The following is a 24,605-nucleotide window of genomic DNA, read 5'->3' on the forward strand; positions in this document are numbered from 1 at the left end:
TAATTGTACAAAATGGTTTTATTTATGTAAAATAACTATAAATCATCTTTACATGAATCCTAGTCATGGGGGGTTAACAATGAATCTCGAACAATTAAAATATATTGTTGAGGTGGCGAACACAAAGTCCATTACGATTGCCGCGCAAAATTTGCATGTTTCACAATCCGGAATAAGCAAAGCGATTTCTTCATTAGAGCAAGAGTTAGGCATCCTTTTATTTAATCGTTCACGATCAGGAGCAGTACCTTCAGCAGATGGAAAAGAATTAATTCAAAAAGCATTTGAAATTGTCACGAAACTAATAGAATTTGAGGAACACGCACTAGAGAAAAATAGAGAAATAAATGGGGCATTAAAAATTGCAGCAGTCCCAGCATTAAGTAGCACGATACTTCTCGAATCCTTCCAAGCTTTTCATGATAATCACCATTATTTTCATGTTGATATTGAAGAAAAGCAAACAAATGTTATTATCGAAGAAGTTAGACAATCTAGAATCAATGTAGGTATGATCTATTTAAATGAAGGTATACAACAAGAAAATCCAGATTTAACGTTTAAAACCCTTCTTGAAGCCCAAGTATATGTCCTTGTAAGTAATCATTCTCCTTTAGCATCTAGAGAAAAAATTACTCCCCACGATTTACTCGACCAATCAAATATCACCTTTCACGGCGAATACGTAAAATCATTTTATGAAGAGATTTCTAACAAATACGGAAATATTAACATATTATTTACAACAAACAATATGGATATTATCAGAAAAACCGTTGCCAAAGGTAAAGCAATTACACTAATTCTTGATCTACCTAATAAAAATAAACATTATATTGATACCTCGGATATAACAGCTATACCATTTGTAATTAACAACAAACCTGTTATGAAACTTATGGGTTATGTAATAGCAAAGAAGAATATATCAAAAACTGCTAAAGTATTCCTCAATATCGTTAAAGAAAAAACTTTGGCTCTCAACACAAACAACATTGATGAAGAGCCGTTTTATTTACGAGAAACACATGATTTCCTCAAAAAATTTGATTGCTAAATCATTTTTTAAAGAGCTTAAACTTCTCCTGTGTGGAAATTTATGATTTCAAACAAATTTGCAGCTTTCCGTTACTCTTGTAATTGTGCGATGAAACGATCGAATGAGGTACGTTGCTAAGAAAAAAGCTTTACTTCCTCTTGAAGTAAAGCACCTATTCCTTTAAGTGGAATTCCTCACAATCATCTATTTCTAATTAACCTTAATCGATTATAGATTTTCAAAATTGTGAGCCCCAATCCAATGATGAAAACGGTCGCCAAAAAGATCATCGTTGCTGACAAAAAACAAATGCATCTATTATGGTTGAGCTGTTATTTTTTAATGTTGGAACAATGAATAATAACCACCCAATGCTCACAATAGACGCCAATTGAGGTATTAAATGTAGGCAGAATCTCCAAGTTTGATGCTGTTTACTTTTATTCGGCCATATTTTTTAATTCCAACTTGAGGTGAATAGGACTCTTTCAGTAATTTTTGTGAAAGAAATTGTTCTCCTCTTTCATAGTCAAATAAGGATTCTTTCGTTGAGGGTTTTTTAACCTATGTGAATATCCGTACCATACTGAAGTAACTTTAATTTCCTCGCCACAGATTGGGATGAGAAATTGTCCCAGGAAGTGCTATACAATGCAGTTCGTCCTTGTTTTTGTATCTCCTCTGCCCAGGCATTTACAACATCGATCCCGTATCCTCTTCCGCGATAATCTTCATGTGTAAATACACTCACTTCATCTGCTTTTGTCGTTTTCCTTGCACTACAACAAATCGAAACGGGCATATCGTTTTCAATTATGACAAAACATGGTTGCTTATATTCAAAATCCTCAAATGTATATGGAAAATAAGGCTTTAACAGTTCTTTGTTTTCGTGCGTTACTTGGATTGCTTGTGTATGAGTTCTATTTCTTACATTCGGAAACACATATGCTGGTCCAATGGATAAATGATGTAATGGATGATCTGAGCTTAAAACATTAATTATTTCACTTAAATTAATGTCTGAATTCGTGCTAATAAGCGGTTTTAACTTCTCTACAAGATTCGCATCCAGTGTATTGGAATACCTTACTACACGCCCTAAGTCGGTACCACCAATAAAAATTTTAGGCGCATCTTCATAAGGTGGCTCATTTACGACTTTTATTCGATTTTCAGTATCGTGTTTAAACAGCACGTTCACATGAAGCTCCATTAATTGTAAATTATTCAACATAAATAACCTCCCCAATTTTAGAATTTTTCTCAATTGTTCAACTATAAAAAAGAGCTGCATATGCAACTCCAAATTTTTAAAATAACTCCTTCGCTTTATGAACGTCCCATCATACGCATATCTAGCTGTTCCAGTACAAATGGCCATGCCTGTTCGTGCTTATTTTTAGATTCCTCATCCGGAAAACCTGCGTGCGTAAGGCGAAGTTGAGTACCTTTGTTGGAAGGTTCAAGTTCAACTGTAACAACTGTCTCCGCTCCCTTTGTTCCCCCAGCTCCAGTAACCCACGTAATTTCAACGAGGCTATTTTGCTCAAGCCTTAAAAATCGTCCGTAATGAGGTGAACGCTGCTCCTCACTATGCGTTTCGAGTTTATACCTTGTTTCAAAAAAGAAAACTGTGTTCACTTTACCTTCCATTATTACTGTTCCCGGAGCTGCAAACCAACGATCGAACTGCTTTGTCCACGCTTGGTACAGTACTTCGGGTGGTGCATCCATTATGCGCTCAACCACTAATTTAAATGGTCTCGTTGAAAGGTTAGGTATCGTAGTAATCGGTTTCATTTTTAAGTCCTCCATCTCCAAATATTTTATATTACAACTTCTTTTCTTGTCTCAAATTATGTTGTCAATTAAATAAAAAACGGTCCCTTTCGTTTCTACCCCATTAATACCCTATCTACTTTTTTACTTTCTTAAACAGTAAAATTGCAAATATTATTTCAAGGAAAAAACTGCGGTAGTACAAAAAGTTCTAAAAAAACATTAATCCCTCTTAGATCAACAACACCTATATTTGCTTAGGTATATAGAATATAATACCTAACTTATTTAAATGGCTCAATCATCTCAAGTTGCCCTTTGTTCGGAGTTCGTTTATTCCAAACAAAGCTGATCAAATACTGTTGATTTTCATCAATTAAATGAAATTCATTTTGAGATACTCTAACTTTTGTATCATCTATGACCAAATAATATTTTCGATCCTCATGTAGTTTCTTTTCTACCTCAAATATTCCCGTTGTGTGTACTTCAAAGGATTGAGGGACTGTTATTGATACAACAACGATGAGTGATGCTATTACTAACACCACTTTAGAAACGGCTGTTAAATTCGCCTTTTGTTTTCCTCTTGCTACCAAATATTTAATTAGAAAGTAGATATATATAAGAAACACAACAGGTACAGTAAACATTGCGATACTAGTTGGTACAAACATTAATTCATGTAGAGTATAATTAATATCTGTAATTGCTTGAATTCTGCCAAGTTGTAGCCCTATGAATCCTGAATAAATCAGTCCTAACAACCAATATAAAGCAAATTTTTGAGTTTTATATAATTTTTGAATAGGACTCTCGTTGTCATTAAGATTCATTAAATCCTTCCTTTCAAATAAACAAACTAATCCACTTTACTGCTACTTAACCACCTTTCGTAAAACAGGCATTTCCCTTTTTGATATTCAAGACAGCATTCTATTCCCATATTTGATCTAATTTATCGGAATAGAAATTAATCGCTTTTTTATAGCTCAGTATTTCCGAGTCTTCTGTTGTATTTATTAAGCATTTTAGTAGAAACCTCATCGCTTCATTATGTTCATTTAAATTATATAAGGTCATTGAATAAAACACCTGAATTGCATTGTTGGTTGGAAATAATTCGATTCCCTTTAGAAAAGTACTTTTTGATTTTTCATATTCTCCTAATGTTCTGTATGTACTTCCGAGCCCCAATATTGCTCCTTCTAAATCTTTGCCAGTTAGCCCTTGCTTAATGGCCTTTTCATAGAAGGGTACTGCTTTTAATTCTTCCCCTAAAACATCATAACTCCAAGCGCATTGGTAATTAACAACCACATTATTAGGAAACTCCTCTACCAATTTCAAAAGCATTTGATTTGATTCTTTCTTCTTGCCAGCATTTCGTAATTCAATCGCTTTTGCAAGTTGTTCTTCAATCATTGTCGGTTCCCCCCTATTAAAAGTTTGTATATGTTTGCCTTTTTATTTGAAATCTTTTTTGTTAAATTCTTATAAGCAATTAGTATTTATCTGTTATAATATTTCACTTTATATTCGCTTCATAATGCTCCTCATTAAGTTTCACTACTTCTAGTTCTTTCATATGCTCATTCAATTTTAATGCTAAACTTTGAATCCCAAAAAATTCTGTGAAAGTATGGCTTCCCACGATAAGATTTATCCCTTTAAACTGAGCATATTGAATCGTATACAAATTGCATTCACCTGTAATGTAGACATCGCAATTATTTTCAACTGCTTCCTTCAGGCAAGTTGTTGATCCTCCATTACCACAAACTAGGCCCACTCGCTTTATCTTTTTGTCATTAAAACGCCAAAATTTAACGGGTTCTTCCAATAAATTTTCAAGTTTTATTATGAAATCATTCATTTCAATTTCTTCATCATATTCTGCGATTCTCCCAAAATGGAATCCTTCCCACTCGTGCGTTCTTTTAACAATTTCTAAATCCAAATTCATTAATAAACTATCATTCGTTCCAAAGTTGCAGTCATCGAGTGGCAAGTGATTATAGTAATGGCTTATACCATAATCCGCTAGTTTTTCTATACAGGCTTCTCTTAATCCATAAATTTCATCCCATGCATCATGATGTGTCACCATCATATCAACCCCATGTTTTCTTGCTTCTTCTATTGTTTCAAGCGTTAAGTTAACACAATATCCTATTTTTTTAACTTTTTTAATTGCATCATATATAATCCCAGATTCACTCGCATAAATTTCCTTATTTGTTATGTTAAAAAGTCCATTAATTTTTTCGACAATATGTGAAACATCCATATACTTTACCGCTCCCCATTACAATTATTGTATTTTCTGCACTCTAACTTTAACATCATTATCCGATACAAAATATTTTGGGAACTGTATACATATATTTTAATGAAGCAAACTAATAACGTTCAGATGTTTTCGTACTTTATTAGCAGTTGGATCATTGCAATAAATAAGATAGAAAATATGAATAACAAAGGAGCGGTACGATGTTTGATGTAGCTGCGGTATTAATTTTAAAAACCCTAGTAATTCTAACGGTTTTGGTTGTTTTCGTTGGATTACCTCTTGGGGATTCACTGTTGAGAAAAAGATAAAAATGCATCCGATAGGGTGCATTTTTTGTTTTTACATCTTGCTTCGTTTCTAATTACATCAACAAAAAATCACCCACCGCCTAAAATTCTTTAGGTGATAGATGATTTTAATCTGTCTACTTATTTGAAAGTCTATTCTTCCGTCTTCAACGTAAATGTAATCCAAATGAAAATCACATAACTGATCAACAAAGTCGTACCGCCTACGATGAAGAAAATTAATGTGAATGTTTGATTGAAGTTAAACGGATTAACATTATAAAAGAGCATGCCGACTGTTAAACCAATTGTACCAAGTACCGCTGTCCAGCCATGTAAATTTACTAATTTTTTTGATTTCACAGTAAATGTTCTATAAAATAATGCCCAAACTGCAATTGATAACCAACCAACAACTAAAATATGCGCGTGAATTGGACGCATTGCATAACTACCTGTGCCCGACATATCTGATCCAATAACCGCTCCGATTAATCCAAAAATCGCTGCTAAACGAATGAGACGGATGCTCCATTTTTTTTCTACCATTTTTAAATACCCTCCATAAATATAATCTATAGTGAGTATAAAATACGTATCTGAACTCAATCTGAACGACCATGGTTATTTATTCAATCGGAAACGTCATTGAAAATTTCGTGCCTATACCCTTTTCACTTTGCACAGCAATCGTCCCATCATGCATTTCAACAACTTGCTTGACGATCACTAGCCCTAAACCGGTACCAGGTGTTGATCTCGATTCATCTGCGCGGTAAAATGGTTCAAAAATCCGGGTAATATTTTCCTCGCTAATACCGTGCCCTTCATCTTGCACGATGAGTTCGATTTGCCCTTCGATTATTTTTCCTGTCACGCTAATTTCAGTGCCCGGCTCACTATATTTCACCGCATTGCTTATTAAATTATCAATTGCATGGACAATGAATGGCTCACTTCCGTATAGATTAAGTGGTTCTAGCTCCATCCATACGGAAATATTCTTTCGTTGAATGGAAAATTGCTGTTCCTTGATAACTTGCTTGATCACTTCATCCAGTGCAATTTTCTCTTTTTGCTCTGCTAGTTTTGACGCACTTTGCCATAATAATAATTGTTTCGTTAAATGCGACAGTCGATCACTTTCACGCGCGATAATTTCTCCATACTCCCGCGTACGCTCATCATCCGCTTTTTGCTGCTGGATGAGATTCGCGTAGCCTGCAATACTTTGCAATGGGGTTTGGAAATCATGTGATACATTGCGGATAAACTCTTTGCGAATTTCCCGTTGCTTTTTTAATTCTTTCGTCATTAAATTAAAGTTTGTCGCGAGTGTACCGATTTCATCCGCGCGATCTACAACAATATGTGCATCAAAGTTTTCCGAAGCTACTAATTTTGTCGCTTTCGATAAACGTTGAATTGGCTTCACTAAATACCAAGCAGCTAAAACCATCGCAAGAATACTAACAACCGGAATAAAAATGAAAAATCCTGCGATAATAAAATGCATTTCACTAAATAGCAGCTTAATATCTAAGCGCATAAACAGCGCATAATCTTTTCCTTCATATTCAAATGGTAGTCCGACTGTATTTCTTAAATCATTTGAAAAGAAGCCCGTAATAAAGAGTTGCTGCGGATAATCTCGGACACCGTGATACGTTTCACCTGCCAAAACAGTATCAATATCCGCTGTTGGTAGCTCCTTTAATCGGTATTCATCTCCGTAAAAAGAGCTATTCCCTAGTTCATCTGCTAAATAAATTTGATAGCCGATTTGACCAAGCTGTGTTAAATACGCTTCTAATGAGTCTGGCGGATGTTGTTGTATATAATTTGTAATATCAGTTGCTAACTGTACATAATTGGCATCATTTTTTTCCTTCATGACTTGATGGTAAAATGCATTTGTTATTAAAAAGCTAAACGTAGCGCTAATTAAAAAAGTCGCCAGTGTAAACAGAATAAATTTACTGTACAGCGTTTTCATATATAACCTCGATTTGATACCCGACATTGCGAATTGTTTTAATGGTCACATTACTTTTTAATCGCGTTAATTTATCACGTAACCGCTTGATATGTGTGTTCAATGTATCATCACTCACGATATCACCCCAGACAAGTTCCATAATATGGGCGCGTTCATATACACGGTTGCGGCTACATAATAGCTCAAGCAGCTCAAATTCTTTATTCGGTAGTACGATTGAAATATGTTCTTTGGCTACTTCAAATTGCGCTCTATTTAATGTCAGGTCGCCTATTTCAAGCTTGGCAACGGTTAATTTGTCATAACGTCGCAAAATCGCTTGGACACGAAACAGCATTTCTTCAGATTCGAACGGTTTCACAATATAATCATCCGCGCCAGCTGAAAACCCTTCACGTTTATCTTCTAATTGCCCACGCGCTGTAAGTAACAACACGGGAATTTCCCAATCTTCTTTTAATTTTTTCGTCAGTTCAAAGCCGTTGAGGATAGGCATCATGACATCCACTACTGCGATATCCACTGTTTCATCCATCATTTCAAGTGCCTCGACACCATTGCTCGCTTTAATTGTTTTATAATGCCACTGTTTAAAATAAGTCGCTAATAAATTTAAAATGGCTTCATCATCATCAACTAATAAAATTTTTCTCATTGCCGCCAACCCCTTTTTCGACATTCCTATTGGTTTCGATTTTGACATGAAACCGCGATGGAAGCAAGTTTACATACCGCTAAGTGTTGATTGGGATAAAAAAACGCCCGATGCGCAAACAAATTTTTCAACCTGTTTACCGCACCGGGCATGTTTCATTATTTACTTGCGTTATAAGCGTTTAAATACTCTTTCACTTTTGCACTATCTGCTTCTAATTTCAGGCCTGTATCTACTAATGGAGAAACCGTTGATACAGCTGGCTTTTTCTTCCCTTGGTAATAGCTGATAAACTCATCTTGATTGATTGAATAGAGCACAGCTTTACGTAAGTCGACTGATTTCGAAACTTCACGACCTTTTGGATTGAAGATTAAGTAACTTACGCCATTACTATCAAATGTTTTAAGCTTTAAGTTCGGATCGCTCTCGACAACATCTACTTTCGTTTCTGGCACTGTTTGTAATACGTGAATTTCACCGTTACGTAATGCCGATAATGCACTGTCATTATCTTGGATGAAACGAACGCTAATATCATTTATTTTCGGTTCGTTTTTCGTGCCTACAAGATAGGATGGGTTTTTCACGAATGTTGCTTCATAATCATTTTTTTGTACTAAAATGTATGGGCCTGATGCCGCTAAATGGTTGGCATATGTTGCACCTTCAGTAATTGACGCTTGGTCCCCGTACGCTACATCTTTATTTGGGTCATAGCTTGCTACGTCAAATGTATTCACGGCTGTCACTGCTTTTTCTGAAACAATGCCTCCCGATTGGTGCGCTAAGTAGTTTAACACTTGCGGGAATGCTGCTGGTGTCGTAATTTTCACTACTTGGTATTTTCCTGCTGCATTGTCTACATCCGCTTCATTTGTTACAACTTCCGCAACAGCCGCTGGAAGATTTTCTGATAATGCTTCTAATACTGTGTCGCCTTCTGCTGTTTTAACAGCTTCTAATGCCGTAATATCCGAAACAATTTCTACCGTTTCAATGTTTTCATGAATCGAGTATGTCCGGTGATCAGGTACTGCATTTTTATCTTTTGCACGATTTAATGAAAAGACAACATCCTCAGCTGAAACTAAATCACCTGTATCAACCGCTTTTTTATTTTCCACTTTTGCGAAGTTAATATCATCACGTAATACGAAATAAAATTCCTCTTTATTTTCAGCCATTGCGTGATTGTATGATAATGAACCTTCCGAAACGACTTCATCCGTTTCAGTTAAGTTTACTAAACGAACATACATTTCTGTGTTTAACGTATTAATGGATCCGTCATTCCCTCTCACTGGATCGAGTGATGTTAAAGAAGGCATCGTTTGATGTAAAACTAATGTTTCTGAACTATTTTTTGCTGGGTCATTGAAAGAAATTTTTTCCCATACTTGTGCGCGTGATTTTGGTAAAAGCACTGTATCTGGATTTACTTCTTTTGCATAAATACCTTGGAATTTTTGAGAAATGTATAATGGTGCAATATAAGCATTATCAAATACTAATGTTTGCTCAAATTCCTTATACTTTTCCTTTGCAGCGTCCCCTGTTAATGTACTTGCTTCGTCAATTAATTCGTCGATTTTTGCATCCGAAATTCGGCTATAATCGCCACCTGTTTTAAATAAGCCACGAACTGCATAATCTGGGTTCCCCGTTACAGTTGTCCAGCCCGAATGAGAAATATCATAGTTCCCCGCATCTTCTTGCGCTTTAAATGAACCGTAATCAGGTTGAATATTTAATTTAACATCGAAGCCATTTTTCACTAATTGGTCACGGACAATGTTTAAATCTTGTTCGTTCGCCGCCATCCCTAATAATTCGATAACCGGTTTTGCGCTTGCTGTTTCATCGACCTCTTTATCATTTTCTTTAACGTCGGATTTTGTTTCAACACAGCCTGTTAATGCCACCGCTGCTACAATTGCCGTAGATGCTAATGTAAAATATTTTTTTTTCATTTTCATTTCCTCCATAATAATTAGTTTGCTTTCGGGTCTATTGCATCGCGCAGTCCATCGCCAAAGAAGTTACATGATAGCACAAGCAGCATAATGCATAGCCCTGGGAATATTGCTAAATATGAATGTGACTCTAAATAAGTGCTTCCTACTTTTAATATATTGCCCCACTCTGGAATATGTGGCTCAATACCGAGACCAAGGAAACTTAAACTACTTGTTGAAATGACCGCGCCACCGATTGTCAGTGTCGCTTTAACGATCATCGGAGCAAGTGCATTCGGTACGATATGTTTAAAAATAATTGAACGATCCGACGCACCTAATGCCCGGGCAGATTCAACAAATTCGTAGTTAGAAATTTGTAATACGTTGGCACGCATCGTACGCGCATATGTCGGAATCGCGCCAACACTAAGCGCGACAATTAAATTCACCGTATTTGCACCAAATGCTGCAATGATCGCAATTGCCAATAAAATACCAGGAATTGCATACAAAATATCCAATAAACGCATAATAATATTATCGGTATGTTTCCCGTAATAACCTGAAATTGCGCCAAGTGCTCCACCAATAAGTGCCGGTATAACAGTTGCACTAAAACCAACAATTAATGAAATTTGAGCACCGAAAACAATACGAGAAAATAAATCGCGTCCAAAATTATCTGTTCCTAATGGATACTCCAATGTCGGTGATTGTAACAATGCACTATAGTTATTTTGCACAGCAAAGTCATAATCAAACGTCCAATTACTAACAACAGAAAGTGAAAACATAAACGTTATGAAAAATAACCCAAATACCGCCATTGTATTTCGTAAAATTTTATTCCACATTTTTTGCCATTTTTCAATAGCAGATGGGTCTGCATTACGCGCTTTTCGGATTAATGTAATTCCTAGTAAAAAGGAAAAGAAATTCCCCGTTAATACCGGTATTAATAGCAGAACACCTGGGATAAGCATCCATTTCGGCGCATCATTTAATGTCACCTTGCGCGCAACTAAAATCGCCATCACTAAGTACACAGTCGCTAAAGCAATAAAAGCACCCATCGCCAGTAAAAATGTATCGACAACATACGGCTTAAATATATTCACACCCGAAATCATAATAATAAAAATTTGCGTTTGAAATGCGTACACCGCAAATGTATATTCCGCTGTTTTATTTTTCGTCGCAAGCATAAAACCAAACCCTGATGCAAATACATTTCCTAAAAATAATGTGAGTATGAGCGGATACCCAAGCATTCGCGTGCGCTTGGTAATTTCACGTTCATTCGCTAAATCTTTTTTAATAAGCTTGGATACGAGCCAAACATAAACGGCAGTTACGGCGTAAATCGCAAATAACGCGACAACGTATGGGCGCCACACACCTTCTTCAAAATTAAAACTATAAAGTAAAAACAGTGCTGAAAAAATAGCAGAAAAGGCAAGCGTAAACTGTGCGTTGACATATTCTTGTGTTATTTTCAAAAGCAGCTTTACATCTGATATGAATTTCACGTGTCTGCCTCCTCTTATGACCTTTTCATTTTAGAACGTATGCGTGGATCAAAGAACGCGTATAAAATATCTATGAGCATATTGACAATCGAAATCGTAATCGCAATATACACAACGCCACCTAAAATCGCTGGGATATCTGGAATGAACTGCTTGTCTACAATATAGCTGCCGATTCCGTTAATATTAAATACTTTTTCAACGACCGATGCCCCGCCTAACATGCCTCCAAATAATAGCCCGATAACCGTAATAATAGGAATCATCGCATTACGAATTGCATGTTTCGTAATCACCTTTCGTTCACTTAATCCTTTTGCTTTCGCTGTAATAATATAATCTTCATGAATCACTTCTAGCATACTTGAACGCGTCATACGGGCTATGGATGCTGCAAGCGACGTTCCAAGTACGACAATTGGGAGCACAAGTGACATCCAATTGTTCGGATTATAAGTCGCTGGGAACCACTTTAATTCTAACGAGAACGTTAAAATAAAAATAAGCCCTTGCCAAAAACTCGGAATCGATAAACCAATTAAAGCAATAAACATCAGCACATAATCGAAGAGTGTATTCGGTCTTACTGCTGAAATAATGCCGACTGGAATCGCAATGGCAACCGCCATCAATAACGAGAATAAAGCAATTTCTAATGTCACAGGGAACTTATTCATAATGCTTTGTGTGACATCTTCCTTACCTGCAAATGAAGTCCCAAGATCAAACGTAAAGAGCCCCGTCAATGAATTCCAAAGTTGCGCAAGATACGGCTGATCTAAGCCATACAAACGGTTGAAATTGTTAATTTGCTCTTGCGTTGCTTCGACGCCTAGTAAATTTCGTGCCGGGTCAAACGGCGAAATATAAAGAATCGTAAATACTAACGTCGCGACACCTAAAATAACAAATGCACTTTGAATGAAACGCTCGAATACGAAGCGCACAAACGGATTACTACTTATTAAGAGCAGCAAGTACATCAGTACACCCGGAATGACACTAATAGCTAAAAACATCGGATGTTTTAACAACTGACCAAAATAATTTACATATGTATGTTTTTCAATCCCCTTTGTTGCCATTATGTTTTCTACTTCACGTTGCACGCGTTGTGTAGCGAGCACTTTTGCATGATCCGCTATTTTTTGCTCATCGACAGGATGTTTGAAAAAATGCGCTTTCGTCAGTTCTTGTTTCTTATACTCCTTGTACCATGTTTCAAATTTTCCATCCTTGTAAAACTGCTCTTTAAGCAACGCTACATTTTCTATATCGGATGTTTTTGAACCTTTTACTAAATAAAGGAGAAACGTTACAAGATGCACAGGTAAACCGAGAATAAAATAAGCAATTAAATAACCTTTTTTCGATGAGTTTCTTTGATAGCTTTTCTGAACCAGATTTGTATTCCTAATATCGTTCGATTTACTCATAATATTGTCTCCTTCCCAACGACAAATAGCAAAATAGTTTAAAATATTGCGAATATTATCATTGTATAATCCCTACCTGTAGAGTACAGTATGTAGTAGCAATATCATTTCGTCAATATAATTATTTAAATTTTCTAATAAGGATGAGCAAACAATGAATGAAAAAATTTTAACAGTAAATGATTTGCGCGTTTCATTTATTACGGATGAAACGGAATTTGAAGCAGTAAAAGGGGTTAGTTTCCATGTAAACAAAGGGGAAACGCTCGGTATCGTTGGAGAATCAGGCAGTGGAAAAAGTGTAACCGCGCGTTCGATTATGCGCCTACTTCCCTCTCCCCCTTCCTTTTTAAAATCTGGAACGATTACATTTCAAGACAAAAATTTAATCACACAATCCGAAAAACAAATGGAAGGGATACGTGGAAAAGATATTAGTATGATTTTCCAAGATCCCATGACCTCAACGAATCCAACCATTCGTATTGGTGAACAAATAGCAGAGGGTTTAATTAAGCATCAAGGCCTATCTAAAAAACAAGCGTATGAAAAAACGATTGAGCTTTTAAAATTAGTAGGCATTAAAAATAGTGAAGAACGCTATCAGCAATATCCACATGAGTTTAGTGGCGGGATGCGTCAACGTGTCATGATCGCGATGGCCCTTGCGTGTAACCCCTCCCTACTCATTGCTGATGAACCAACAACTGCGCTAGACGTGACGATTCAAGCCCAAATTTTAAGCTTAATGAAGCAAATTCAGGAACGTTTAGGCACGTCGATTATTTTGATTACGCATGATTTAGGTGTCGTTGCAGGCATGTGTGACCGCATAATTGTAATGAAGGAAGGCGAAATTGTAGAAGAAGGTACGACCGAAGAAATTTTCGCCAATCCACAGCATCCTTATACGAAAAACTTATTGAATGCTTTACCGAAATTACATGAAAAGAAAGAACCGAAACAGTTGCCGAATGTCGGTTCGGATGTCGATTTAACGGTACCACTCGTCGAAGTGAAAAATTTGTCCAAGCATTTCGCAGCAGCGAAAGGAAACGTTTTAAAAGCGGTCAACGATTTAACTTTCAAAATCTACCCTGGTGAAACACTTGGACTTGTTGGCGAATCGGGCTCAGGAAAATCCACAACTGGCCGCACGCTACTGCAATTACATGAACCGACTGATGGGGAGGTATTGTATAAAGGTGTACCTGTGACGCGCTTAACGAAAAATGAACTGAAAAGTATGCGTCGCCATATGCAAATGATCTTTCAAGATCCATATTCATCACTCAACCCGCGCAAAAAAATACTCGATATTATCGGTGAGGCGTTAGATGTACATAAGCTCGTTACATCAAAAGAGCAACGACGTGCAAGAGTGGAAGAACTATTAGAACTAGTCGGTTTAAATAAAGAACATGCGCGCCGTTACCCGCACGAATTTAGTGGTGGGCAACGTCAGCGGATCGGCATTGCCCGCGCATTAGCCGTAGAGCCAAATTTTATCGTATGTGATGAGCCTTTATCTGCTCTTGACGTATCCATTCAAAAGCAAGTGGTCGACTTATTAAAAGACTTACAGCAAAGACTCGGTTTAACATACTTATTTATTGCGCATGATTTATCGATGGTGAAGCATATTAGTGACCGTGTCGCCGTAATGTATGGCGGGAAAATTGTAGAGCTAGCAGAAAGCGAAGAATTGTATGCGAATCCACAGCATCCCTATACAAAAATGTTGCTGAATTCCATCCCGATTCCAGATCCGGTCATTGAAAAGCAGAAAAAGCGCCACGTCATGACCGAAGAAGAATTAATGAACAACCGCTTTGATGTGGAAAACACAACGCTTGTGGAAGTTTCGAAAGATCATTGGGTAGCGATGTAACAACGAAGAAAGCCATTCTCTGCTTGATTAGGGAATGGCTTTTTACTTCTTTTCAATTCCAAGCAAAGTATTTCCCATGATTATCAACCGTTTGTAGTGTTTTTAAAACTTCTGTTTGTCCATTACGAACATAGTCGACGTGTACATAATTGTCATACATATTGTTGTAAACATGATAAATAGGCTGCTTGTAACTGACTTCACTAAGCATTTGCAACAGTTGTTGTTTCAGCTCGTTTGAAAATTGATTCGCAACATGCGTATGAAAAATGATTAATTGCGTTGTATGATCCTGTTGCTCCATCATCTTCGGTATGAACGTTAAAAAATCCCCTTCAAGCAATGTTTTCCTCACTTTGCTATTCAATGCTTGCACATTTTCAAGTTGCTGTTTTCTCGTTTTATGTTCCGGCCAAATTAACGCCTGCATCCACCAATAATCTTCTTCTTTTTGTAAATCTACTATATTTAAATCAATACCTATTCGATGATTAATATTTAGCGCACTCAACGCTCCAATAGATTGACCATTATTTTCCGCTACAATACGCACCTTACTCTTTTCATTTCCATAAATATGTTTCATTTCACCTTCAGAAATTTCATAATAATATTGATCTAAATTAAGTAATAACCCTGCACTCGTACCAATTTCCATAAGTGATAACGGCTTTTGATGCTTTGTTTGAATCCTATGAAAGATTGGATACAAATAGGCAGCACGGTTTAGCTCGTTCGTTTGGACAAGTTTCATTTGAAAAATATCCTGTAAGGAACCTCTATATTGCTGACAAAAATCTTTTAAATGAATAAAGCTTTGAGCAAATTCGCTTGATGTAACATTTTTATAATAACGGGCTAAATGATGTTGTTTTTCACATGCCAAATATTGCACAGCTGCGAAAAATAAGTTTGGTTTTGGTTGATTTGGCGGGATCAATTGAATTAACGTTAATAATTCGATATCCTGCGCAATATTCAAACTCCAATATTCATACAACGGACTACTACCTTCCGCTTCCTGTTCTGCAAAACGGTTAAAAATCATCGCCAATTTCTCCATTTTAATGCCTCCCCCTACTTTTGTATTCTTATTGTATAATGAGGTTACATTTAATAAAATTAATGAATTTAAATCATTCTAATTAAAATTTTTAATTATAGTTTGGAGGTTATCAATGGACATCAAATGGTTAAAATCATTTATTACAGCAGTTGAAACAGGCAATTTTCGTATTGCTGCAGAGAAATTATTCATTTCACAACCAAGTATAACGGTCCATATTAAACAATTAGAGGAAAGCCTTAATGTCCAACTTTTTGAACGCCATCATACACAAATCAAACTTACTTCAGCAGGTCGCTTTTATTATCCGTTAGCTGTAAACATTATTAAAAATATAGATGAAAGTAGCCGAGCTGTGCAATTGCTTTCACAACAAAATAAAATACAGCTAGCAGTTGCCCTTTCTCCACTACTTGCAGAAACGAATTTACCACAAATTATTTATCAGTTTTCAATTAATTTCCCACAATATGAGATTGATATTATAGTTGAAGATTCAAAATATATGGATGAACTTATTCTGACTAGTAAAGTACAACTTGCAATTTGTATTGGGAAAAGTAAAGTTAAACGAATTCATTCTGAAAAAATTAGTTCAAGCCCGCTGAAATTAATCTACCCTATTCAATCAGGTAAAGAAAATACCTGGCATTACAATCAACTTCAAGAACTAATCGAAAAGTATCCACTATTTTCAGGACACTTAGAGGAAACTTCGGAGGCTGAAACATTACTTAAAAAGGAATTCCCTCAATTGCGTAAAAGAGCGACTAAGCAAAGTCATATCATTAAACAATTCGTGAAGGACGGGCTTGGGATGGCATTTTTACCCGAATCAATCATTGACCAAGATTTGAAGAATGGTTTATTTACAAGCTACCATTTTACATTATTTTATTTAGATACCGTAGATTTGTATATGCGCCATTTTCGCGAGGATGAAAGTTTATTACCATTATTACAAGCAATTCGTGAAGCAAACATGGAATAGGACTACAATCTATCAATCACCTAGCATCTAATCAGCTAATTTTACGCAAAAAAAATAGCCCTTCTTCTAATTTTGATAGGCATTCATTCCTTACTTCCTATTTATATTACCTATTTGAAAATCAGTTATTTTAGCTTGAGACAAGAGCATCGGGATGAGAACTAAATGAATTTTTAAAATATCTTTATATTATTTTGAATTATCTTATTTTTTAACCCATTTTTAACCTTTCAATGATATAGTTCCATTAGTTACTACTTTTAAGTAGATTAATTTATTATAACTAGAATGGTATCTACTTTTAGTATGTAAACATTATAAAAAAGAGAGGGAATAAAATGAAAAAAAACAAGCTACTCTTTATCATCATTTTTAGTTTAATGCTATTAGTAGTTCCGATTGTAGTAGAGGTACCTTCTGCTAAAGCTTCCGGAATTTCTATTAATGTGAATGGAAGCGACATTCCGAGTGAAGATTCACCTATTATTTATAATGGGACAACACTTGTGCCTTTAAGTGTCCTCCAAGATGTACTTAACATCTCGCTAAGTTGGGATAATACCAGCAAAATGCTCACAGCTGTGAAAGGAGATGTATTAGGCGTACTGAAAATTGATAACCCAGTAGCCAACATTAAAATTGGGGATGAAAAAAATACTTTAACGCTTACTCAACCACCTATGATTATTAACAATCGTGTTATGGCACCCGTTCGTTTTATTAGTGAATTATTTGGTGCTGAAATTTTATGGGATGCAACGATGCAAACAATATTCATTCAAACTGAGACGTCCCCTTCCTCAGAGTCAGAAAATCCTGGCGAGAATAAAAACGATGTGAATTCAAATGGCATTAAAGGAGATACTGGAGCTACTGGGCCACAAGGAGATAAGGGGGACAAAGGTGACACTGGGGCTACTGGATCTCAAGGTTCTAAGGGCAATAAAGGTGACACTGGGGCTACTGGATCTCAAGGTTCTAAGGGCGATAAAGGTGACACTGGGGCTACTGGGCCTAAAGGTGAAAAAGGTGACTCTAACGCTACTGGATCTCAAGGTTCTAAGGGCGATAAAGGTGACACTGGAGCTACTGGGTCACAAGGAGATAAGGGGGACAAAGGTGACACTGGGGCTGCTGGATCTCAAGGTGACCCGGGTCCTGTTGGTCCCATGGGTCCACAAGGTCCTCAAGGCGCCCCGGGTCCTGCTGGTCCAATGGGTCCACAAGGTCCTCAAGGCGACCCAGGTCCTGCTGGTGGAACTAATAATGCGAATGTAGGGTTTTCTGCATCAAGTACTACTATGGATAGTGGCACTATATCTATGAATTGGAATGTACAGTCACCATATTATTCTAGCTCAGACTTCGATCCAGCTACAGGGATATTTACCACTCCAGAAACTGGAAAATATGCAATTAAAGCAACTGTTAACTATAAAACTCACGCTGCAGCAAATATTAGTTTAGGACGAGAAATTGACCCAATGTTTACAGTGAAACTTAATGGAAACACTGATTTGATTATGGGCTACCTACCTATACTTGATGTAAATATAGCACTGGTGTTAACTATGAGAACAATACTAAGTTCTGCTACAGTTACATTAGTCGGTGACGTAGAGTTACAAGCAGGTGATCAAGTTGAATTGTATTACGAAGATGACGGGTTAACTCTTGGCTTCGATGCGGATATCGTATGGTCAATTCATCAACTTTCCACTAACTAGTTCTCCTCAATACCAAAGTATATAAAATTTTTAACAATTAAAAAACACCTTGAGCCCATAAATGAATGGTTCAAGGTGCCTTTCAGTTCAAGCTAACACGTTTTAATAAGCAATCCGATTCTTCTCATACTCGGCAATTTGCTCTTCATACTTAAACGTTAGCGAAATTTCATCCCAGCCGTTTAATAACATTTCTTTATAATATGGATCAATTGTAAATGTATATGTTTGACCACAGCCTGTTGTTACCGTTTGGGACTCTAAATTCACTTCAATTGCTTGCGCCTCTGCTAACCCTTTTGCTAATAAATCATCGCATTCTGCCTCTGTTAATTTAATAGGAAGAATCCCATTTTTGAAGCAGTTATTGTAGAAAATATCGGCAAAGCTCGGTGCAATGACTACACGGAAGCCATAGTCTAAAATAGCCCATGGTGCATGTTCACGTGAAGAACCACAGCCAAAATTATCTTGTGCAACAAGTATTTCCGCGCCTTTATATTGCGGTTTATTTAATACGAAATCCTCAACTGGATTGCCCTCTTTATCAAAACGCCAGTGATAGAAGACAAACTCTCCAAATCCTGTGCGTTCAATGCGCTTTAAAAATTCTTTGGAAATAATTTGATCGGTGTCGACATTTTTACGGTCAAGCGGCGCATACACGCTATTGACGATATTAATTGGTTCCATAAATACTCTCCCCTTACGCTTCTTGCTTTTGTAATTGACGTACGTCTACAAAACGGCCATGAATTGCCGCTGCTGCTGCCATTGCTGGTGATACTAAGTGTGTACGCGCACCCGCACCTTGTCGTCCTTCAAAGTTACGATTTGAAGTTGACGCACAACGTTCACCTGATGGAATGACATCTTCATTCATACCGAGGCAAGCAGAACATCCCGATTCGCGCCATTCAAAGCCTGCTTCTAAGAAGATTTTATGTAACCCTTCTTTTTCAGCCTGCGCCTTTGTTGACCAAGAGCCTGGTACAACAATACCTGTTACGCCTGTTGCAATAGTGTGACCTTCGACGATTTCAGCGGCTGCACGTAAGTCATTAATACGAGAGTTAGTGCAAGAACCGATGAATACGTGTTGAATTTCAATGTCGGTAATTTTTTGACCTGCTTGTAAATCCATATACTCAAGTGCTTTATCTAAAGCTGATTTGTCCGCTTCATTGTCATAATCACCAGCTGTTGGCACTGTTTTAGATACGCCAACTCCCATTGCCGGGTTTGTTCCCCATGTAACGATTGGCTCGATATCCCCTGCATCAATTTCTAACACGACATCATACGTTGCATCTGCATCTGATGCAAGGCTTAACCAGTATTTTGCCGCTTCTTCAAACTGTTCGCCTTTTGGAACATGACGGCGACCACGTAAAAATTCTACAGTCGTTTCGTCTGGAGAAATTAAACCTGCCTTTGCCCCTGCTTCAATCGACATATTACAAATCGTCATACGCTCTTCCATTGATAAGTTGCGAATAGCCTCACCTGTATATTCCACGATATGGCCTGTGCCAATGCCGATTCCCCATTTTGCGATAATCGCTAAAATGATATCTTTCGCCGTTACACCGATGCCTAAATCACCATTTACACGGATTTCCATCGTTGGCGGTTTTATTTGCCATAAAGTTTGTGTTGATAATACGTGCTCAACTTCAGATGTACCAATCCCAAAGGCAATGGCACCAAATGCACCATGTGTCGCTGTATGAGAATCCCCACACACAATCGTTTTACCTGGCTGTGTTAAACCAAGCTCTGGACCGATTACGTGTACAATTCCTTGATCTGGATGACCCATATCCGCTAGTTCAATACCAAATTCCTTGGCATTTTCCGCTAGTGTCATAATTTGTTTTTTGGCAATTGGATCATTAATTGTCGGTAAGTTTTTCGTCGGTACGTTATGATCCATCGTCGCGAAACATAAATCCGTACGACGCACATTTCGTCCAGCAAGGCGCAGTCCCTCAAACGCTTGCGGACTTGTTACTTCATGAATTAAATGGAGGTCGATGTACAGTAAATCTGGCTTTCCTTCTTCACGATGCACAACATGCTGCTCCCACACTTTTTCAATTATATTTTTCCCCATAGTTTTTCACCGTTCCTTAATTGTATGAAATCATAATGCTATCTGAAACAAAGCTTGCGTCAATTTCGTTGATTACTTTTTCTGTGAATTCTTCTGTCGAAAGGACACGCGCGCCTTCTTGAGCAAGATCTGCTGTATAGTAACCATCTTCAAAAACAGCACTTACAGCACGTTCAATTTCAGCTGCTTCTTCTTTTAAACCAAATGAATATTGTAGCATCATTGCTACAGAAAGAATTGTCGCTGCTGGGTTGGCAATGCCTTGCCCCGCAATTTCAGGTGCTGAACCGTGCACTGGCTCATATAGTCCAAAATTATCACCGCGAATCGATGCAGAAGGTAGTACCCCTAGAGAACCTGTAATCACAGATGCTTCGTCACTTAAAATATCGCCGAATAAGTTTTCCGTTACGACCACGTCATAATGACCTGGATTCGTAATGAGCTTCATCGCTACGGAATCGACTAAATTATGTTCTGTTTCTACATCTGGGTATTGCTTTTTCTTCTCTTCTACAATTTCACGCCATAAACGAGACGTATCTAATACATTGGCTTTATCTACCGAGCAAAGTTTGCCACGGCGTAGTCTTGCTAGCTGAAACGCATTGTCTACGATACGTTCGATTTCCATGCGGGAATACACACATGTATCAACAGCACCTAGATCTGTTTTATTACGCGGTTCGCCGAAGTATAAGCCTCCTGTTAATTCACGAACGATCATTAAGTCTACATTTTCCGCGACTTCACGTTTTAATGGAGAAGAAGCGAGTAAACTTGGGATGGCTTTGACTGGACGTAAATTAGCAAATAAATCAAAGTGCTTGCGAATTTTTAATAAGCCCTTTTCCGGACGCAATTCTGGTGGGTTATTATCCCATTTCGGTCCGCCTACCGCACCTAATAAAATGGCATCACTTGCTTCACATTTTGCAATCGTTTCATCTGGTAATGGATTATTATCCTGATCGATTGCTGCGCCACCAATCAACGCATAATCTAAATGAAATTCGTGATTAAATCGCTTCCCAATTACTCGTAATACTTTAACTGCACTTGCAACAACTTCGGGACCGATGCCGTCACCAGGCAGTACTGTAATTTTCTTTTCCATTTGAAAACACCCTTCTTTCTTCGCAATATCACTTGAATCCAAGCGCCACCAAACCATTTCGCTTGATGGCGCTCCATACTTATTTATTGAACTTGTAATTGTTCTTCTCGTACTTTTTGTTGAATGAGTTGACGGTTAATAGCGTTTAAATAGGCTTTGGCTGAGGCTTCTAACACGTCTTGTGCGGAATCACGGCCTGTTGAAGTATAGCCATTGTATTTCAAGTTGACTACCGCTTCCCCTAACGCATCGCGCCCTTTACCAACCGATTTTACACGGTAGTCTAAAATGTTGACCTTGCCATTAACAAGCAGTTCTAACGTATTAAAAATGGCTTCTACTGAACCAGAGCCCGTTGCAGCAAGTGTTTTAGTGTCTCCCTCTGGCGTAACAACGGATGCTGTCGCTGTTGGGATATTTTCTGTACCATACTGCACTTGGACACTTTTCAGTTCAAATAATGCCACATCTTCAATCGAAACTTGTTGTTCTGTTAAGATTGTCGTTAAATCTTCTTCGGTAATTTCTTTTTTGCGATCCGCTAGTTTTTTGAACTCTGCGAATGCTTTATTTAGCTTTTCATCGGATAATTCAAAGCCCATTGTTTGTGCACGGTCACGGAAAGCGGCACGGCCTGAATGTTTCCCTAAAACTAAAGGTACTTCATCTTCCCCTACTAATGCAGGTGAAATAATTTCGTACGTTTCCGGATTTTTTAAGACGCCATCTTGATGGATGCCCGATTCATGCGCGAATGCATTTTTTCCGACAACCGCTTTATTCGGTTGAATAACAACATTCGTTAAGCGACTCACCATTTGGGATGTGCGTTTTATTTCCTTTAAATTTAAGCCTGTTTCGACTTGGTATAAATCTTTACGAATATGCATCGCAACACCGATTTCTTCTAATGCCGCATTTCCTGCACGTTCGCCGATTCCGTTAATCGTACATTCCACTTGATCGGCACCGTTTTGAATGGCTGCGATTGAATTGGCGACTGCCATCCCCAAATCATCATGACAGTGAGCAGAAAATTTTACATTATCAGCACCCCGCGCATTTTCTCGTAAATATTTGAATAGTTCACCATATTCATTTGGTGATGCATAACCAACTGTATCTGGTATATTTACCGTTGTTGCACCGGCCGCAATCACTTCGCCAATAATTTTCGCTAAAAATTCGCGATCTGATCGGAAAGCATCTTCTGCAGACCATTGTACTAGCGGGAAAAATTTCTTCGCGTATTTTACCGCTTCCACAGCTTGTTCAATCACTTGCTCAGGTGTTTTTTTCAGCTTATATTCCATATGAATCGGGCTCGTTGCCAAGAAAATATGTATATGCGGCTGCTGGGCAACTTTAATCGCTTCCCACGTCGTATCAATATCTTTTTGGACACAGCGTGCAAGACCCGTTACAATCGAATTTTTCACCGTGCTAGCAATCCGATTAACCGCATCAAAATCACCAGGAGATGAGGCAGGGAATCCCGCCTCGATTATTGTGACACCTAAACGCTCTAGTTGTTTTGCGATTTCGATTTTTTCAGCTGTATTTAAATTAATACCTGCTGATTGCTCGCCATCTCGTAATGTTGTATCGAAAATGTCAATTTTTCTCATCATTATTGTACAGTAACCTTTTGTTTCCCTTGGTTAATGAATGGCATCATTGCACGTAATTTTGCCCCAACTTCCTCGATTTGGTGGTTAGCGCCAGCTTCCTTGAATTTTGTATATTCTGGGCGACCTGTTTCATTTTCTTTAATCCAACGTTTTGCGAATGTACCGTCTTGAATGTCTGTCAGTACTTCTTTCATACGCGCTTTAACCGATGCATCAATAATGCGTGGACCTGAAACATAGTCTCCCCACTCTGCTGTATCTGAAATTGAGTAGCGCATAGTTGCCATACCGCCTTCAAACATTAGGTCAACAATTAATTTTAGTTCGTGTAATGTTTCAAAGTAAGCAAGCTCTGGTTGGTAGCCAGCTTCTACTAATGTTTCGAAACCAGCTTTCACTAGTTCTGTTGTACCACCGCAAAGTACCGCTTGTTCACCGAAAAGGTCTGTAACTGTTTCTTCAGCGAATGTCGTTTCAAGTAAACCACCACGTGCAGAACCAATTCCTTTACCGTATGCAAGTGCGATATCTCGAGCATTGCCCGTTGCATCTTGGTGAATTGCGAATAATCCTGGTACGCCTGCACCTTCAGTAAATTGACGACGAACTAGGTGACCTGGGCCTTTTGGTGCTACTAAGAATACGTCTACGTCAGCAGGTGGTTGGATTTGATCAAAGTGAACGTTAAAACCGTGTGCAAACATTAACGCTTTACCAGCTGTTAAATGCGGAGCGATTTCTGCTTCATACACTGCTTTTTGACGCTCATCTGGAAGTAGGATTTGGATAACATCTGCTGCTGCTGCCGCTTCTGCTACAGTCATTACTTCTACACCATCTTCTTTTGCTGCATCATATGATTTACCTGGACGGATCCCAACTACTACATCAAAACCTGATTCTTTTAAGTTAAGTGCATGTGCATGACCTTGTGAACCGTATCCAATAATTGCGATTTTTTTACCTTTTAGTACCGTTTCGTTAATTTCGCTTTCATAATACATTTTTGACATTTTTGTTTCCTCCAATTAGTTTAAGTTTTTTTTAGAAATTAGGGCTTCAGATGACATCCTCCACCCTAAGGA

Annotated in this window: 21 protein-coding genes; 4 read left to right on the forward strand and 17 right to left on the reverse strand. The window is 37.7% G+C overall.

All coding sequences use genetic code 11. The features are described from left to right. The first annotated feature begins 79 nt into the window (after positions 1–79). Complete coding sequence (locus tag MHI10_RS10585; RefSeq protein ID WP_340785290.1) at positions 80–1,057, forward strand: LysR family transcriptional regulator; 978 nt, start codon at positions 80–82, stop codon at positions 1,055–1,057. A 541-nt stretch (positions 1,058–1,598) separates the two neighbouring features. On the opposite strand, the gene MHI10_RS10590 is transcribed toward MHI10_RS10585, so the two are convergent. The 11 genes from MHI10_RS10590 to MHI10_RS10640 all read right to left on the reverse strand — a co-directional run bounded on the left by MHI10_RS10590 (position 1,599) and on the right by MHI10_RS10640 (position 12,981). Then, the gene (locus MHI10_RS10590) at positions 1,599–2,276 is read right to left on the reverse strand and encodes a GNAT family N-acetyltransferase (RefSeq protein WP_340785292.1); all 678 of its coding nucleotides are present in this window, start codon (positions 2,274–2,276) and stop codon (positions 1,599–1,601) included. Between the two features lie 95 nt (positions 2,277–2,371). After that, positions 2,372–2,842 (reverse strand): SRPBCC family protein, encoded by a 471-nt coding sequence (locus MHI10_RS10595; protein ID WP_340785294.1) that lies wholly within the window; start codon positions 2,840–2,842, stop codon positions 2,372–2,374. Positions 2,843–3,105: 263 nt separating this feature from the next. Beyond that, a complete protein-coding gene (locus tag MHI10_RS10600; RefSeq protein WP_340785296.1) occupies positions 3,106–3,657 on the reverse strand; it encodes a hypothetical protein in 552 nt (183 codons plus the stop codon). 100 nt (positions 3,658–3,757) lie between these two features. Further along, positions 3,758–4,246 (reverse strand): tetratricopeptide repeat protein, encoded by a 489-nt coding sequence (locus MHI10_RS10605; protein WP_445683182.1) that lies wholly within the window; start codon positions 4,244–4,246, stop codon positions 3,758–3,760. 103 nt (positions 4,247–4,349) lie between these two features. Beyond that, positions 4,350–5,111, reverse strand: a complete 762-nt coding sequence (locus MHI10_RS10610) for a Nif3-like dinuclear metal center hexameric protein (RefSeq protein WP_340785298.1) — start codon at positions 5,109–5,111, stop codon at positions 4,350–4,352. Between the two features lie 443 nt (positions 5,112–5,554). Further along, positions 5,555–5,950, reverse strand: coding sequence for a hypothetical protein (locus MHI10_RS10615; RefSeq protein WP_340785300.1), 396 nt, complete (start codon positions 5,948–5,950; stop codon positions 5,555–5,557). 79 nt (positions 5,951–6,029) lie between these two features. Beyond that, positions 6,030–7,397: a HAMP domain-containing sensor histidine kinase gene (locus tag MHI10_RS10620; protein WP_340785302.1), complete on the reverse strand. Its 1,368-nt coding sequence runs from the start codon at positions 7,395–7,397 to the stop codon at positions 6,030–6,032. After that, positions 7,378–8,055, reverse strand: a complete 678-nt coding sequence (locus tag MHI10_RS10625; RefSeq protein ID WP_340785306.1) for a response regulator transcription factor — start codon at positions 8,053–8,055, stop codon at positions 7,378–7,380. The genes MHI10_RS10620 and MHI10_RS10625 overlap by 20 nt, the downstream gene beginning before the upstream one ends. A gap of 158 nt (positions 8,056–8,213) precedes the next feature. Next, positions 8,214–10,028, reverse strand: a complete 1,815-nt coding sequence (locus MHI10_RS10630) for an ABC transporter substrate-binding protein (RefSeq protein WP_340785308.1) — start codon at positions 10,026–10,028, stop codon at positions 8,214–8,216. Positions 10,029–10,048: 20 nt separating this feature from the next. Then, positions 10,049–11,545 (reverse strand): ABC transporter permease, encoded by a 1,497-nt coding sequence (locus MHI10_RS10635; protein ID WP_340785312.1) that lies wholly within the window; start codon positions 11,543–11,545, stop codon positions 10,049–10,051. A gap of 14 nt (positions 11,546–11,559) precedes the next feature. Continuing rightward, the gene (locus MHI10_RS10640) at positions 11,560–12,981 is read right to left on the reverse strand and encodes an ABC transporter permease (RefSeq protein ID WP_340785316.1); all 1,422 of its coding nucleotides are present in this window, start codon (positions 12,979–12,981) and stop codon (positions 11,560–11,562) included. A 154-nt stretch (positions 12,982–13,135) separates the two neighbouring features. On the opposite strand from MHI10_RS10640, the gene MHI10_RS10645 reads away from it, so the two are divergent. Further along, positions 13,136–14,872, forward strand: coding sequence for an ABC transporter ATP-binding protein (locus MHI10_RS10645; protein WP_340785319.1), 1,737 nt, complete (start codon positions 13,136–13,138; stop codon positions 14,870–14,872). 52 nt (positions 14,873–14,924) lie between these two features. Here the strand turns inward: MHI10_RS10645 and MHI10_RS10650 are convergent, their stop codons facing one another. Further along, entirely contained in the window at positions 14,925–15,935 is a 1,011-nt protein-coding gene (locus tag MHI10_RS10650) for a DUF2332 domain-containing protein (protein ID WP_340785321.1), read from the reverse strand. A 115-nt stretch (positions 15,936–16,050) separates the two neighbouring features. Here MHI10_RS10650 and MHI10_RS10655 point away from each other — a divergent pair, with 115 nt between their 5' ends. Together MHI10_RS10655 and MHI10_RS10660 are read left to right on the forward strand one after the other, a co-directional pair. After that, a complete protein-coding gene (locus MHI10_RS10655; protein WP_340785323.1) occupies positions 16,051–16,929 on the forward strand; it encodes a LysR family transcriptional regulator in 879 nt (292 codons plus the stop codon). 338 nt (positions 16,930–17,267) lie between these two features. Continuing rightward, positions 17,268–18,656 (forward strand): stalk domain-containing protein, encoded by a 1,389-nt coding sequence (locus tag MHI10_RS10660; protein WP_340785325.1) that lies wholly within the window; start codon positions 17,268–17,270, stop codon positions 18,654–18,656. 102 nt (positions 18,657–18,758) lie between these two features. On the opposite strand, the gene leuD is transcribed toward MHI10_RS10660, so the two are convergent. The 5 genes from leuD to ilvC form a co-directional block, all read right to left on the reverse strand. Continuing rightward, on the reverse strand, positions 18,759–19,349 hold the full coding sequence (gene leuD, locus MHI10_RS10665) for a 3-isopropylmalate dehydratase small subunit (protein ID WP_340785327.1): 591 nt from the start codon (positions 19,347–19,349) through the stop codon (positions 18,759–18,761). A gap of 13 nt (positions 19,350–19,362) precedes the next feature. Continuing rightward, complete coding sequence (gene leuC / locus MHI10_RS10670) at positions 19,363–20,772, reverse strand: 3-isopropylmalate dehydratase large subunit (protein WP_340785329.1); 1,410 nt, start codon at positions 20,770–20,772, stop codon at positions 19,363–19,365. 16 nt (positions 20,773–20,788) lie between these two features. After that, positions 20,789–21,889 carry a 3-isopropylmalate dehydrogenase gene (leuB, locus tag MHI10_RS10675; RefSeq protein ID WP_340785332.1) on the reverse strand — a complete coding sequence of 367 codons (1,101 nt, stop codon included), beginning with the start codon at positions 21,887–21,889 and terminating at the stop codon, positions 20,789–20,791. Positions 21,890–21,972: 83 nt separating this feature from the next. Further along, the gene (locus tag MHI10_RS10680; RefSeq protein ID WP_340789206.1) at positions 21,973–23,517 is read right to left on the reverse strand and encodes a 2-isopropylmalate synthase; all 1,545 of its coding nucleotides are present in this window, start codon (positions 23,515–23,517) and stop codon (positions 21,973–21,975) included. A 2-nt stretch (positions 23,518–23,519) separates the two neighbouring features. Then, positions 23,520–24,533 (reverse strand): ketol-acid reductoisomerase, encoded by a 1,014-nt coding sequence (gene ilvC / locus MHI10_RS10685; protein WP_340785334.1) that lies wholly within the window; start codon positions 24,531–24,533, stop codon positions 23,520–23,522. Positions 24,534–24,605: the final 72 nt, after the last annotated feature.

This window comes from Solibacillus sp. FSL K6-1523, assembly GCF_038005225.1.
Classification (GTDB): Bacteria; Bacillota; Bacilli; order Bacillales_A; family Planococcaceae; genus Solibacillus.